Source organism: Nocardioides sp. Z13_37, from assembly GCF_058355585.1.
In genome coordinates this window covers 38849-52398 of the sequence record NZ_JBZGDV010000011.1, presented here as the reverse complement: position 1 = coordinate 52398, position 13550 = coordinate 38849, and the positions used below count along the sequence as shown (strand labels likewise).

Sequence of the window (13550 nt, the reverse complement as noted above, 5' to 3'; positions counted from 1 at the left end):
TCACTGGACCGGACCCGACGATCTGTGGTGCAGGGCGATCGATGCGGGTGGGAGACGGGTGGTGCTCGACTCCGCTTGGCGGGATCGGTGTCGCACGGTGGTGCTGCGCGTCACTGATCGGTCAACACGAAAGGGTAGCCGATCATTCCGTGGAGGGCCCAATCCAGCCGTGCCCGGCCCTGCCCTCCGGGTGGTCGCCGATCGCGACCAGCCGCCATCCGGCGGCCAGCCGGGTGAGGTCGTCGCCGTCGACGACGTACGTCGCGGGGCCGGCGAGGTCGACCAGCAGCGCCTCGGCGCCGTCCTGCACGGCCGCGGTCGCCGCGGTGGCAGCCGTGACCGGCACCGGTCGCGCCTGCGGGTCCCAGCGCCCCATCGTCTCGGTGGAGGTGAAGGCCAGCAGGCCGGTGCTCCCGTCCGCGGCCCGGACCAGCACCGCGGCCATGTCGGAGGTCTTGTCGTGCGCCAGGCCCCAGTCGTCGACCTCGACCTCGCCGAGGACCGCCACGACCGGGACGAGCAGCCGTGCGTCCTGCAGGACGGTGAGCACGTCGCCCGACGAGGCCTGCCCGGAGGCGTGCGCGGCCAGCAGGCCGGCCAGTCGCGGGTCGCCGGCGCCGGTGTCGTCGGCGAAGCCCGGGTCGGGGATGGTCCGCACGAGCGGCGCCTGCTCGGGGGCGCCGGCGGGGTCTCGGTCGTCGTGGTGCACGCGGCCATTCTCCCGGAGGTGTGGTCGGTTGTGGGACTCTGGGCCCGTGGAAGGGACAACCTGGGCCGCTCTGACCGCCGCACTCACCGTGGCGGGTGCCATCTGGACGTGGATCGCGTTCCGCCGCCGCGGGGCCGCCAACGGGCTACGCGCGATGGGATTCACGCTCCTGCCCGCGGCCGCGTGGCTGACCGGCACCCTCGAGATGGTCGTCGACATCGCCGGGTCGGTGACCGACTGGGCGACCAGCCTGGTCTTCGACGTCCGCACCTGGGCGGGCGTCGGGCTGGCCGGCCTGGCACTCGTCCTCTGGGTGGTCAGCGGCTTCATCCGCGACCGGCAGCTCGCCCGCGCCCAGGCCGGCGGGACCAGCGGGACCGGCGGGGCGAAGGACCGCACCGGAGGCCGGGCCTCGCTGCCCGAGGCGTCCTCCACCCGGCCCGGTCGCACCTCCCAGCCGGTCGTCGACGACGAGCTGGCCGACATCGAGGCTCTGCTGCGCAAGCGCGGCATCGAGTGAGCGACCCGCTCGTCGAGCGCAACCGCCTCTGGTCGCGGCTCACCGCGGCGGTGGGCACGCTCCCCGAGCCGCCGCCGACGCCGATCGCTGTGGTCGACCTCGACGCCTTCGACGCCAACGCCGCCGACCTCGTGCGGCGCGCCGGCGGTAAGCCAATACGGGTCGCGTCGAAGTCGCTGCGGGTGCCGGAGCTGATCCGGCGGGCCCTCGCCCACGACGGCTTCTCCGGCGTGCTCGCCTACACCGTCGCCGAGGCGCTGTGGCTCCACGAGACGGGGGTCAGCGACGACATCGTGGTGGCCTACCCGTCGGTGGACACCAGTGCACTCCGGCGCCTGGCCTCCTCCCCCTCCGCGGCCGCCGCCATCACCCTGATGGTCGACGACCCGGCCCATCTCGACGCCGTCGACGCGACCCGCGCCTCGCGCGCGGTGCCGGTGCGCGTCGCCCTCGACGTCGACGCCGGCCTGCGGATCGGCGGGCGGCACATCGGGCCCAAGCGCTCGCCGCTGTTCGACACCGCCGACGTGGTCGCCCTGGCCCGGACCGTGGTCGAGCGCGACGGCTTCCGGCTGGTCGGCGTGATGACCTACGAGGGCCAGGTGGCCGGGGTGCAGGACACCGTGCCGGAGCAGCGGGCCCGGTCGATGGTCGTCCGCAGGCTCAAGCAGGCGTCCATGGCCCAGCTCGAGGTGCGCCGCCGGGAGATCGCCGCCGCGCTGGCCCCGCTGGTCGACCTGGAGCTCTGGAACGGCGGCGGCACCGGATCCGTGGAGGCCACGGCCGCCGACGACGCCGTCACCGAGATCGCGGCCGGCTCCGGCCTGCTGGTGCCGCGGATCTTCGACCACTACGCCTCCTTCGAGCCGCGCCCGGCCGCGTTCTTCGGCCTCCGCGTCACCCGCCGCCCGGATCCGACGACGGCCACCGTGCACGGCGGCGGCCTCGTCGCGAGCGGCGCGACCGGTGCCGACCGCTCCCCCGTGCCCTGGGCGCCGCCCGGGCTCCGGCTGACCTCGCTGGAGGGTGCCGGCGAGGTGCAGACGCCCCTGGTCGGGGACGCGGCGGCGACGCTGGCGATCGGCGACCTGGTCTGGTTCCGCCACGCCAAGTCCGGCGAGCTGTTCGAGCACGTCCGCGACGTGCACCTGGTACGCGGAGAGACGGTCACCGACGTGGTGCCGTCCTACCGCGGCTGCGACCAGGCGTTCTGATGGGGGCCGACCCCCTGGCCGTCGCCCGGGTGGTCGCCGACCGGGTGCAGGCGGCGCCGCCGACGCTCGGCCCCGGCCGGCTGGTGTGCGTCGACGGCCCGGCCGGGTCGGGGAAGACCACGCTGGCCGAGGCGTTGGCCGGCGTCGTGGCCGGTGCCCATGTCGTGCACTGCGACGAGCTGCTCGAGGGCTGGGCCGGCCTGCCCGGCCTCCCCGTGACCGTCAAGGGCCTGCTGCGCCCGCTGGCCGCCGGTCGCGCCGGCCGCTGGCGGCGGTGGGACTGGCACGCCTACGCCTGGGCCGAGGAGCACGTCGTCGAGCCGGGTGGCCTGCTGGTGCTGGAGGGCGTCGGGTCGTGGTCGCCGGCGGTCGCCGACCTGGTCGGCCTGCTGGTGTGGGTCGAGGCGGCCTCCGACGTGCGCCTGGCCCGGGGCATCGCCCGCGACGGGGAGTCGATGCGCCCGCAGTGGGAGCAGTGGCGCCTCGACGAGCAGGTGCTGCACGACCGCCTCCAGACCCGCTCCCACGCCGACCTCGTGGTCGTCACCGACTGACGCGAGCGCGTACGGCGTCGCATCTCTCGTCGCGCGTGGTGGTGCCGGCTGCGGGCGCTCGTGCTGTCTAGGGTGGCCGCCATGGTCTTCCCCAGCGGTGAGCAGTACGAGATCTCGGCAGCGGGCTACACCGCGGTGGTCACCGAAGGAGGCGCGGCGCTGCGCGTCCTGCACCACCACGGCCGCGACCTGGTGCACGGCTTCGACCGCGCCGAGATGTCGAGCGGCGGTCGCGGCCAGCTCCTCATGCCCTGGCCCAACCGGATCCGCGAGGGCCGCTACGCGTTCGGCGGGCGCCAGCTGCAGCTCGGCCTGACCGACCCCTCCACCGGCAACGCGTCGCACGGGTTGGTGCGGTGGGCGCCGTGGACCGTGGAGGAGCACACCGGCACGTCGGTGTCCCTCGTGCACCGCCTGATGGCGCAGACCGGCTATCCCTGGGCGCTCGACCTGCACGTCCTCTACGACCTGTCGGCCGACGGCCTCGTGGTCACCCAGACCGCCACCAACCTGTCCGCCGAGCCCGCCCCCTACGCCAGCGGGGCGCACCCCTACCTCTGCGTCGGCGACGCCGTCGAGGACCTCGAGCTGACCATGCCGGCCCGGACCCGGGTGCTGCTCGACGAGAGCAGGATCCCGACCGGCACCGAGCCCGCGTGCGGGGCGTACGACTTCAGGTCGGGGCGCCGGGTCGGCGACGCGGTGCTGGACGACGGCTTCGGCGGGCTCGAGCACGTCGACGGGCGGGTCCGGGTGACCCTGGTGGAGCCGGCCGACGGCCGGGGCGTGGCGCTGTGGGCCGACGAGCACCACCGCTGGCTGCAGGTGTTCACCCCGCCCGCCGAGGGGTCGCGTCCGGCGCTCGCGGTGGAGCCGATGACCGCGCCGGCCGACGCGTTCAACTCCGGGACCGACCTGGCCGTCCTCGCCCCGGCAGGCACCCCGGGCGACGAGCTGTCGGTGTCGTGGGGCATCCAGGCCGTGCTGTCGGCCGACTAGCTCCCCTCGGAGCCCGCGCGGTTGATCAGGGCGCGGAGCTCGCGCACGCCGTCGCGCGCGAGCTTGCCGTCGGAGCCCTGGAACGCCATCGCCGAGACGGAGGTGCCGTCGGCGAGGTCGAGCGTGGCCCACGGGGCGCCGGACGGCAGGTGCACGGCGACGACCTGCTCCCAGGCGAGCCGCCGGGTGCGGAAGCCGTTGACCACCACGAGGCCGGCGCGCTCGGCGGTCACCCGGGCCCGGCCCAGCGCCCAGCCGATCACCCCGAAGCCCGCCCCCATCCCGAGGAGGGTGAGCCGCTGGAGGATGTTGAACTTGGCGCGGGTCTCGTCACCGAACCCGACCCACGCGGCGGCGCAGACCACGAGCAGCACCAGGCCGAACCCGACGACGGCGAGGCGCACGCCCATCGGGCGCCACGTGCGGGGCAGGTCGGCGTCGCCAGGGAGCGGCTGGCCCCCGCGGGCGTCAGAGGCGGCAGGCATGGATGTCCGTCAGCAGGATCGCGCGGGCGCCGATCGACCAGAGCTCGTCCATCAGGCGCTGCGACCCTGCCCGCGGCACCATCACGCGCACGGCGACCCAGCCCGGCTTGCCCAGCGGGGAGATCGTGGGGCCCTCACGGCCCGGTGCCAGCTCGGTGGCCCGGTCGAGGTGCTCCTCCTCGATGTCGTAATCCATCATCACGTAGCTGCGCGCCACGAGGACGCCCTCGACCCGCCGGCGGAAGATCTCGAAGTCGTCGGGCACCTCGCCGCCGCGCGTGATGAGCACGGCCTGGGAGTCGAGGATGACGTCGCCGAAGGTCTCCAGCCCGGCCGCGCGAAGCGTCGAGCCGGTCTCCACGACGTCGGCGATCACGTCGGCGACGCCGAGCTGGATGCTGGTCTCGACCGCGCCGTCGAGGCGGGTGACCGTCGCGGCGACACCGTGGCGGAACAGGTAGTCCTCGACCACGCCGACGTACGACGTCGCGATCCGCAGCCCTTCCAGGTCGGCCAGCGAGGTGTAGCGGCCCGCGGGTCCGGCGAAGTGGAAGCGCGAGCGGCCGAAGCCGAGCGTCATGACCTCCTCGGCCTTGGCGCCCGAGTCGAGCAGGAGGTCGCGTCCGGTGATGCCGGCGTCGAGGGTGCCCTCGCCGACGTAGAGCGCGATGTCGCGCGGGCGGAGGTAGAAGAACTCGACGTCGTTCTCGGTGTCGACGAGCGCGAGCTCCTTGGAGTCGGTGCGCTGGCGGTAGCCCGACTCGCGGAGGATGTCGGTGGCTGCCTGGGACAGCGATCCCTTGTTGGGGATGGCGATGCGGAGGGTCATGCGAAGGTCACCGGGGCTCTCACAGGTGGGCGTAGACGTCGTCGAGGGTCAGGCCGGAGGCGAGCATCAGCACCTGCGCGTGGTAGAGCAGCTGGCTGATCTCGAGGGCGGTGGCGTCCTTGCCCTCGTGCTCGGCGGCCATCCAGGACTCGGCGGCCTCCTCCAGGAGCTTCTTGCCGATCGCATGGACCCCGGCATCGAGCTGGCGGACCGTGCCGGACCCCTCGGGGCGCTCCTCGGCCTTGGCGGACAGCTCCGCCCACAGCTCCTCGAACGTCTTCACGAGGCCTTAGCCTAGGTCCCTCGTCGGCGCGCCCCGCCGCCCGGTCCGGATGCCGGGGTTGGGACGCTCAGTGTCCCGGGGCCGGCTGCGGCACGTCGCGCGACGTTCCCAGGGCCGGTTCCCAGCGGGTGGTCCACAGGAAGACGAGCAACCACACGAAGAGCCCCAGCGCGATCACCACGCCCACGACCACCCCGAGGGCTGCAGTCCCGGTGACCTCCCTCGGACCGAAGAACAGGCCGGCGGCCATCGCGACGAGGGCTAGGACGAGCCAGGTCCAACGGATCACGTCGGCGTGGCTTCGCGTGCGCTCGCTCGACACCACCTCACGGATGCCGGTGCAGGTGCCGAACACCATGACGCCGATCACCCCGCTCTCGACGGCGCCCAGGATCGGCCCCGGCTCGGCAACCAGCAGCGGCAGCCCCAGCACGATCCCACCCGACGCCGCGACCGCCGCAGCAGTGAACCAGGGGCTGCGGGAGGCTAGCCGGGCGAGTCCGCTGAGTACGACACCCCACCCGACGAGGTCCGGGACCAGGTCGAACCCGTTGTAGCGGAAGTCCACGAGCACCAGGCACAGGCCGACTGCGACCATCCCGAGGGGAGTCATGTCGCGAGGTTAGCGCCGCGACGCAGCCGTGATCCCGGGTATGGCGCGGAGGGTCCTCTCGACGACGACCTGCCCTCAGGGGCTCCCGCAGGTGGTGCGGAGCGGGGTTGACTCGAAGTCGAGGCGGCACGAGCCGCCCCGAGGACGACGGACCACGGACGACGAGGAGCCACCCGCCATGCGCCAGGTAGTCATGCACGCCCCCGGGGACGTACGGGTCGAGGACCGCCCCGACCCCACCATCGTCGAGCCGACGGATGCCGTGATCCGGTTGAGCGCGAGCTGCATCTGCGGCAGCGACCTGTGGCCCTATCGCGGCGCGGAGCCGGTCGCGGACCAGGTGATGGGCCACGAGTACGTCGGGGTGGTCGAGCAGGTCGGTGAGGACGTGCGCACCGTCGAGGTCGGCGACTTCGTCGTGGGCTCGTTCTGGGCATCCGACAACACGTGCGAGATCTGCCGGTCCGGCTACCAGGCCTACTGCATCCACCGCGTCCTGATGGGCACCATCGGCACCCAGTCCGAGCTCGCCCGGATCCCGCTCGCCGACGGCACGCTGGTCAAGACGCCCGGCATGCCCGAGCCCGACCTCATCCCGTCCCTCATGGCCGCCTCCGACGTGCTCGGCACGGGCTGGTTCGCCGCCGTCGCCGCCGAGGCAGGGCCGGGGAAGACCGTCGCGGTCGTGGGTGACGGCGCCGTCGGCCTGCTCGGCGTCCTCGCCGCCAAGGAGCTCGGCGCGGAGCGCATCATCGCGTTCAGCCGCCACGCCGACCGCCAGGCCCTGGCGCGGGAGTTCGGGGCCACCGAGATCGTCGAGGAGCGCGGCTTGGAGGGCGTCGCCAGGGTCAAGGAGCTCACCCAGGGGCTCGGCGCGCACTCGGTCGTCGAAGCGGTCGGGACACAGGAGTCGATGATGCAGGCCATCCACGCGACCCGCCCCGGAGGGCACGTCGGGTTCGTCGGCGTCTCCCACGACGTCGCCATCCCCGGCGACGAGCTGTTCATGGCCGGCGTCCACCTGCACGGCGGCCCCGCCCCCGTGCGCCGGTTCCTCCCGGAGCTCGTCCAGCTCATCTGGGACCGGCGGATCGACCCCGGCAAGGTCTTCGACCTCGCCCTGCCGCTCGACGAGGCCGCCGAGGGCTACGCCGCGATGGACCAGCGCACCGCCATCAAGGTGCTCCTCACGGTGTGAGCACCCGTCCCCGGGGGACTACCGGGGCTGGCCGGCCCACACCGCGCGCACCACGCGGGCGGTGTCGAGTGCGGCGGAGGCGGCCTCCCACCCCTTGTCCTCGGCCGAGCCCGGGAGCCCGGCACGGTCCAGCGCCTGCTCCTCGGTGTCGCACGTCAGCACGCCGAAGCCCACCGGCACCGTGTGCTCGACGCTGACCCGGGTGAGGCCGTCGGTGGCCGCCGAGCAGACGTACTCGAAGTGCGGCGTCCCGCCGCGGATCACGACCCCCAGGGCCACGACCGCGTCGTAGCCGGCCTTGGCCAGCGCGGCCGCGACCACCGGGAGCTCGAAGGTGCCCGGCACCCGGATCACCTCGGGCTCCGAGATGCCGTACGCCGCCAGCGCGCGCTCGGCGCCGCCGACCAGTCCGTCCATCACCTCGGTGTGCCAGCTCGCCGCGACGACCGCGACCCGCAGGCCGCTGGCGTCGTAGGGCTGGGACGTGGGTGCTCCGGCGCCGCTCATGCGTGCTCTCCTTCTCGTTCGGGCTGCTCGAGTGTCCCGAGGTGCTCGGCCTGGTGGTCGATGGCCTCCGCGGGGAGGTCGAGCGCCGGGGCGCTCGCCATGGGCAGGTGGTGCCCCATGCGCTCGGCCTTGGTGCGCAGGTAGGCCTCGTTGTGCACCGTCGGGCGGATCGCCAGCGGGACCCGCTCGGCCACGCGGATGCCGAAGTCCTCCAGGCTGGCGGTCTTGTCGGGGTTGTTGGTCATCAGCCGCACGGACGCGATGCCGAGGTCGCGCAGCACCTGGGTGGCGGTGCCGTAGTGGCGGGCGTCGGCGGGCAGGCCGAGGTCGAGGTTGGCGTCGACGGTGTCGCGGCCGCCGTCCTGGAGCTGGTAGGCCTGCAGCTTGGCGACCAGGCCGATGCCGCGACCCTCGTGGCCGCGCAGGTAGACCACCACTCCCCTGCCCTCGGCGACGATCGCACGCAGCGCCTCGTCGAGCTGCGGGCCGCAGTCGCAGCGCTCGCTGCCGAACACGTCGCCGGTCAGGCACTCGCTGTGCACCCGGGTCAGGACCGGCTCGTCGCCGGACAGGTCGCCGTGCACGAGGGCGACGTGCTCACTGTCGTCGATGGTGATGCGGTAGCCGTAGGCGGTGAACTCGCCGTGCCGGGTGGGCAGCCGGGTCTCGGCGACCCGCTCGACGTGGCGCTCGTGGCGGCGGCGGTAGCGGACCAGGTCGTCGATCGAGATCATCGCCAGGCCGTGCTCGTCGGCGAACGCCCGGAGCTCGGGGCCGCGCTTCATGGTGCCGTCGTCGTTGACGACCTCCACCAGGACGCCGGCCGGGGTCAGCCCGGCGAGCCGGGCCAGGTCGACGGCCGCCTCGGTGTGTCCGCGGCGCACCAGCACGCCACCCTCGCGGTAGCGCAGCGGGAAGACGTGCCCGGGGCGGGTGAGCTCCCACGGCTCGGTCGCCGAGTCGGCCAGGGTCCGCGCGGTGTGGGCCCGGTCGGCGGCGCTGATGCCGGTGGTGACGCCGTCGCGGGCGTCGACCGAGATCGTGTAGGCCGTGCGCAGCTTGTCCTTGTTGTGCGGGGTCATCAGCGGGATCTCGAGCCGCTCGAGCATGTCGCCCGGCATCGGCACGCAGATCACCCCGCTGGAGTGGCGGATCGTGAAGGCCATCAGCTCCGGGGTCGCCTTCGCGGCGGCGAAGATGATGTCGCCCTCGTTCTCGCGGTCCTCGTCGTCGACGACGATGACCGCCCGGCCGGCGGCGATGTCGGCGATGGCGCGCTCGACCGGGTCGAGGCGTACGGCGTCGTGGGTGGGGCTCATGCCGACACCGCCTCGGTGGTGCGGTCGGTGTCGGTCGTGTCGACCACCGTGCGGCTGGCCCGCATCCACACGACGAAGCCCATCACCACGAAGACGGCGTAGAACAGGTACATGCCGGCCGTGGGGTAGTAGCCGGCCTGGACGAGGGTGGTCACGCCGACGATGTCGACGAGGATCCAGATCAGCCAGAACTCCACCCAGCCGCGGGCCATGCCGTAGGTCGCGAGCATGGATCCGGCGAGGATCCACGCCTCGGTGGTCGGGCCCCAGGAGCCCAGGACCTGCGTGAGGAGCACGTACGCCGCCGCGTAGCCGACGACACCCACGACGAGCAGCTGGATCCGCTCGGCGCCCGTGGCCCAGCGGGGCGCGATGGCCCCGCCGTCGGACGCGCCGCCGGAGCGGCGTACGCGCGTCCAGCGCCACCAGCCGTAGAGGGAGACCGCGGCGAAGAAGACCTGTCGCCCCGCCTGGCCCCACAAAGGCTCGTCGATCTGGCCGGAGAGCTCGCCGGTGGCGAAGACGGTGAAGAGCAGCACGTTGCCGACCAGGCCGATCGGCCAGGCCCAGACCAGGCGCTTCATGCCGAGGATCGCGCTGGCCAGGCCGAAGACGTTGCCGACGACCTCGCGGACACCGAGCTCCCCGCTGCCCACCGGGATGGTGCCGTGGATGAGCCATTCCAGAAGGGACATCATTCTTCCTCGTCGTTCGTGCGGGTGGGGGCGTGGGCGCCGAGCAGCTTCTCGACGTGCTTGGCGATGACGTCGGCCTCGAGGTTGACCAGGTCGCCGACGCGGCGCTCGCCGAGGGTGGTGCGGGCGAGGGTCTCGGGGATCAGGCTGACGGTGAAGCTGGCGTCGTAGGCCTCGACGACCGTGAGGCTGACTCCGTCGACGGCGATCGACCCCTTGTCGACGAGGTAGCGGGCGAGGTGGGCCGGGAGGGAGATCTCGACGACGTCCCAGTGCTCGCTGGGCGTGCGGGAGAGGACCTCGCCGACGCCGTCGACGTGGCCCTGGACGATGTGGCCGCCGAGGCGGGTCGCGAGCGTCACCGCACGCTCCAGGTTGACCCGGTCGCCGGGGGCGACGCCACGCAGGGAGGTCTTGTCGAGCGTCTCCTGCATGAGGTCGGCGGTCCACCGCCCGGCCCCGAGCTCGGAGACGGTGAGGCAGCAGCCGTTGACGGCGATGGAGTCGCCCAGCCCGGTGCCCTCGAGCACGGTGTCGGCCTCGATGGTGAGCCGGATGGCGTCACCCTGGTCGGTGACCTCGGCGACGGTGCCGAGCTCCTCCACGATTCCGGTGAACATTCAGTGCCTCCTCAGGGGCGTCATGGTGAGACGGATGTTGGTGTCCTCGCCGTCGTGGCCGGGCAGCACGTGCACGTCGTCGACGCGCAGGTGGCGGGCGTCCGCGATCGTCTCGATGCCGAGGTCGGCGACCGCGCTGGTGCCGGCGCCGAGCAGCATCGGCGCGACGTAGGCGACCACCTCGTCGACGAGGCCCGCCTGCAGGAACGCGCGGGCGAGCGACGGCCCGCCCTCGAGGAAGACGTGCTGGCGGTCGAGCTCGCGGAGCCGGGTGAGCGCCTCGTGCGGGTCGCGGGTGCGGAGGTGCACCGTCTCGGCCTGGTCGTCGAGGACCCGGCGGTCGGGCGACAGGTCACGCAGCCCCATCACCGCACGCAGGGGCTGGACCGTGACCGGCTGGTCGAGCTCGTCGCGCACGGTGAGCTGCGGGTCGTCGACCTCGACGGTGTGGGTGCCGACGAGCATCGTGTCGGACTGGCCGCGCAGGCGGTGTGTGTCGAGGCGGGCCGCCCGGCTCGACACCCAGCGGCTGGTGCCGTCGGCGGCGGCGCTGCGGCCGTCGAGGGTGGTGGCGAACTTCCACGTGACGAACGGGCGGCCGTGCGTGACGGCGAACGTCCACACCCGGTTGACCGCCTCCGCCTCCACGGCCAGCAGGCCCGACTCGACGTCGACGCCGGCGTCGCGCAGGCGCTGGGCGCCGCCGCTGGCCACCGGGTTGGGGTCGGGCTGCGCGTAGACCACGCGGCGTACGCCGGCCGCGACGAGGGCCTCGCTGCACGGGCCGGTGCGGCCGGTGTGGTTGCACGGCTCGAGGGTGACCACGGCGGTGGACCCGCGCGCCGCATCGCCGGCCTCGGCCAGCGCTGCGGCCTCGGCGTGGGGCGTGCCGGCGCCGCGGTGGAATCCCTCGGCGAGCGTCGAGCCGTCCGCCGCGAGGAGCACGCAGCCGACGCGCGGGTTGGGGCCGAGCGGCACTCCGGGGGTGACGGCGATCGCCAGCGCTCGGCGCATCGCGCGCCGCTCCGCCTCGCTGCTCGTCATCTCCGCCTCCGGTCCGTGTGGGACTCCGGGGGGCGGGCGACGGGGCACGCGGTCCCCGCTCGGGGACGGCGTACGAGCCGTCAGCGTGCACTTCTCATCCGGACTTTGACCGTCGGTCCAGGAGTTCCACCTGGTCAACCGGCCACTGGCGGTGGTCGGGTCGCGGACTGTGACCGCCGGTGCGGAGTTTCACCGCCCCCAGAGCACGCAAGCTCTTACGGGCGCAACTCTGCCACAGCGAGGGGCATTCCCTCACCGGAGTCCACGCCGTGGAGCTCAGACCTGGTCGAGGAAGCGGTCGAAGACCCGGGCGCCGAACTCGAGCGCGTCGACGGGCACCCGCTCGTCGACACCGTGGAAGAGGGCGGTGAAGTCGAGGTCGGCCGGCAGCCGCAAGGGCGCGAAGCCGTAGGAGCGCATGTCCAGCTTGCGGAAGTGCTTGGCGTCGGTGCCGCCCGACATCAGGTAGGGCGCGACGATGGCCTCGGGGTCCTCGGCGAGCAGGCTGCGGGTCATCGCCGTCACCAGGTCGCCGTCGTACGGCGTCTCCCACGGGTCCTGCTTGGACTCGAAGTCGAACTCGATGCCGTCGCCGGCGAGCTCGCGCAGCGTCGCGAAGAACTCATCCTCGTAGCCGGGCAGGAAGCGGCCGTCGACCGTGGCCTGCGCGTCGGTGGGGATCACGTTGGTCTTGTAGCCGGCCCGCAGCATCGTCGGGTTGGCGGTGTTGCGGATGACGGCGCCGAGCATCCGCGCGGCGTCGCCGAACTCCTCCACGAGTGCCTCGGCGTTGTCGGGCGTCGCCTCCGTGCCGGCGAGCTCGGCGACACTCGCCAGCAGCACCTCCATGGTCGGGGTGAGCCGCACGGGCCACTGGTGCGCGCCGATGCGCGCGACCGCTGCGGCGAGCCGGGTGACGGCGTTGTCGTCGTTGATCATCGACCCGTGGCCGGCCCGGCCGCGAGCCGTCAGACGCATCCACGCCATGCCCTTCTCGGCCGCCTCGATGAGGTAGACCCGGCGCCCGCGCACGGTGGCCGAGAAGCCGCCGACCTCGCCGACGGCCTCCGAGCAGTCGGCGAACCAGTCGGCGTGCTGCTCGACGAGGACCCCGGCGCCGTGGTGGCCGCCCGCCTCCTCGTCGGCGGTGAAGCACAGCACCAGCTCGCGGTCGGGCACCGCGCCGGCCGCCGCCCGGGCCCGTACGACGCTGAGCAGCATGGCGTCGAAGTCCTTCATGTCGACCGCACCCCGGCCCCAGACGTGCCCGTCGCGGATCTCGCCGGCGAACGGGTCGACCTGCCAGTCGGAGGCCTCGGCGGGCACCACGTCGAGGTGGCCGTGGAGCAGCAGCGGGGCGCGGCCGTCGCCGCCTCCCCAGCGCGCCACGACGTTGGCCCGCCCCGGCAGGCCCTCGACGACCTCGGCGTCGATGCCGACCTCGTCGAGCAGGCCCGCGACGTACTCGGCCGCCTTCCGCTCCCCCGGCCCCTCGTCGGTGCCGTAGTTGGAGGTGTCGATGCGGATGAGCTCCTGGCACAGCCGCACCACCTCCGCCGCAGGGTCGTAGGAGCGGTCCTGCGAGCGGTCCTGGGGCGCCTGTTCCATGCCGCCCATCCTGCCCCACGAGCAAGCACCAGCCCCGATTCGTTGGCGGGGAGCGGCTTTGCTACTGTTTCCCAGCACTCGTCCGGGTGGCGGAATTGGCAGACGCGCTAGCTTGAGGTGCTAGTGCCCGTATTAGGGCGTGGGGGTTCAAGTCCCCCCTCGGACACCACGGTTTGACGGTTAGGGCCTCGCGCAAGCGGGGCCCTGACCGCTTCTCGAGACCTGCTTCTCGCGACGTCAGGCGGGTCCGAGGAACTGGTCCGGTGTGCCAGGTGCACGCCCTCCCCCGTGGTGGCCATCCTGGTCTCCCACGTGAGGGCGTGGCGGTGTACGTCGAACCAGCCGCGTCACGA

16 protein-coding genes, 1 tRNA gene and 1 riboswitch are annotated in these 13550 nt (G+C 73.3%); of the genes, 6 read left to right on the top strand and 11 right to left on the bottom strand.

Going from position 1 to position 13550, the window contains the following annotated elements:
- Positions 1-142 precede the first annotated feature (142 nt).
- On the bottom strand, positions 143-709 hold the full coding sequence (locus tag AC4H2S_RS20015; protein WP_491498743.1) for an SseB family protein: 567 nt from the start codon (positions 707-709) through the stop codon (positions 143-145).
- A gap of 46 nt (positions 710-755) precedes the next feature.
- Here AC4H2S_RS20015 and AC4H2S_RS20010 point away from each other — a divergent pair, with 46 nt between their 5' ends.
- From AC4H2S_RS20010 to AC4H2S_RS19995, 4 genes are all read left to right on the top strand, one after another.
- On the top strand, positions 756-1229 hold the full coding sequence (locus tag AC4H2S_RS20010) for a hypothetical protein (protein WP_491498742.1): 474 nt from the start codon (positions 756-758) through the stop codon (positions 1227-1229).
- Entirely contained in the window at positions 1226-2443 is a 1218-nt protein-coding gene (locus AC4H2S_RS20005) for an amino acid deaminase/aldolase (protein ID WP_491498741.1), read from the top strand. Before AC4H2S_RS20010 ends, AC4H2S_RS20005 begins: the two co-directional genes overlap by 4 nt.
- Entirely contained in the window at positions 2443-2997 is a 555-nt protein-coding gene (locus tag AC4H2S_RS20000) for a uridine kinase family protein (protein ID WP_491498740.1), read from the top strand. The genes AC4H2S_RS20005 and AC4H2S_RS20000 overlap by 1 nt, the downstream gene beginning before the upstream one ends.
- An 81-nt stretch (positions 2998-3078) precedes the next feature.
- Positions 3079-3996 carry an aldose 1-epimerase family protein gene (locus AC4H2S_RS19995; RefSeq protein WP_491498739.1) on the top strand — a complete coding sequence of 306 codons (918 nt, stop codon included), beginning with the start codon at positions 3079-3081 and terminating at the stop codon, positions 3994-3996.
- Here the strand turns inward: AC4H2S_RS19995 and AC4H2S_RS19990 are convergent.
- The 4 genes from AC4H2S_RS19990 to AC4H2S_RS19975 all read right to left on the bottom strand — a co-directional run bounded on the left by AC4H2S_RS19990 (position 3993) and on the right by AC4H2S_RS19975 (position 6206).
- The gene (locus AC4H2S_RS19990; protein ID WP_491498738.1) at positions 3993-4481 is read right to left on the bottom strand and encodes a PH domain-containing protein; all 489 of its coding nucleotides are present in this window, start codon (positions 4479-4481) and stop codon (positions 3993-3995) included. The genes AC4H2S_RS19995 and AC4H2S_RS19990 overlap by 4 nt on opposite strands.
- Positions 4465-5310 (bottom strand): ATP phosphoribosyltransferase, encoded by an 846-nt coding sequence (gene hisG / locus AC4H2S_RS19985; protein ID WP_491498737.1) that lies wholly within the window; start codon positions 5308-5310, stop codon positions 4465-4467. The genes AC4H2S_RS19990 and hisG overlap by 17 nt, the downstream gene beginning before the upstream one ends.
- Positions 5311-5329: 19 nt before the next feature.
- Entirely contained in the window at positions 5330-5593 is a 264-nt protein-coding gene (locus AC4H2S_RS19980) for a phosphoribosyl-ATP diphosphatase (RefSeq protein ID WP_186342677.1), read from the bottom strand.
- A gap of 67 nt (positions 5594-5660) precedes the next feature.
- Complete coding sequence (locus AC4H2S_RS19975) at positions 5661-6206, bottom strand: hypothetical protein (protein ID WP_491498736.1); 546 nt, start codon at positions 6204-6206, stop codon at positions 5661-5663.
- Positions 6207-6384: 178 nt separating this feature from the next.
- On the opposite strand from AC4H2S_RS19975, the gene AC4H2S_RS19970 reads away from it, so the two are divergent.
- Complete coding sequence (locus AC4H2S_RS19970; RefSeq protein ID WP_491498735.1) at positions 6385-7404, top strand: zinc-dependent alcohol dehydrogenase family protein; 1020 nt, start codon at positions 6385-6387, stop codon at positions 7402-7404.
- A gap of 18 nt (positions 7405-7422) precedes the next feature.
- Here the strand turns inward: AC4H2S_RS19970 and ribH are convergent, their stop codons facing one another.
- The 6 genes from ribH to AC4H2S_RS19940 form a co-directional block, all read right to left on the bottom strand.
- Positions 7423-7911 carry a 6,7-dimethyl-8-ribityllumazine synthase gene (gene ribH, locus AC4H2S_RS19965; RefSeq protein ID WP_491498734.1) on the bottom strand — a complete coding sequence of 163 codons (489 nt, stop codon included), beginning with the start codon at positions 7909-7911 and terminating at the stop codon, positions 7423-7425.
- A complete protein-coding gene (locus tag AC4H2S_RS19960; protein WP_491498733.1) occupies positions 7908-9230 on the bottom strand; it encodes a bifunctional 3,4-dihydroxy-2-butanone-4-phosphate synthase/GTP cyclohydrolase II in 1323 nt (440 codons plus the stop codon). The genes ribH and AC4H2S_RS19960 overlap by 4 nt, the downstream gene beginning before the upstream one ends.
- Positions 9227-9928 (bottom strand): nicotinamide riboside transporter PnuC, encoded by a 702-nt coding sequence (gene pnuC / locus AC4H2S_RS19955; protein ID WP_491498732.1) that lies wholly within the window; start codon positions 9926-9928, stop codon positions 9227-9229. Before pnuC ends, AC4H2S_RS19960 begins: the two co-directional genes overlap by 4 nt.
- Positions 9925-10545 carry a riboflavin synthase gene (locus tag AC4H2S_RS19950; RefSeq protein WP_491498731.1) on the bottom strand — a complete coding sequence of 207 codons (621 nt, stop codon included), beginning with the start codon at positions 10543-10545 and terminating at the stop codon, positions 9925-9927. The genes pnuC and AC4H2S_RS19950 overlap by 4 nt, the downstream gene beginning before the upstream one ends.
- The gene (gene ribD, locus AC4H2S_RS19945) at positions 10546-11589 is read right to left on the bottom strand and encodes a bifunctional diaminohydroxyphosphoribosylaminopyrimidine deaminase/5-amino-6-(5-phosphoribosylamino)uracil reductase RibD (RefSeq protein ID WP_491498730.1); all 1044 of its coding nucleotides are present in this window, start codon (positions 11587-11589) and stop codon (positions 10546-10548) included.
- A gap of 81 nt (positions 11590-11670) precedes the next feature.
- Positions 11671-11800: riboswitch (FMN riboswitch) on the bottom strand.
- Positions 11801-11865: 65 nt separating this feature from the next.
- Positions 11866-13197: a M20/M25/M40 family metallo-hydrolase gene (locus AC4H2S_RS19940; RefSeq protein WP_491498729.1), complete on the bottom strand. Its 1332-nt coding sequence runs from the start codon at positions 13195-13197 to the stop codon at positions 11866-11868.
- 80 nt (positions 13198-13277) lie between these two features.
- On the opposite strand from AC4H2S_RS19940, the gene AC4H2S_RS19935 reads away from it, so the two are divergent.
- Positions 13278-13366 (top strand) — tRNA-Leu (locus AC4H2S_RS19935).
- Positions 13367-13550: the final 184 nt, after the last annotated feature.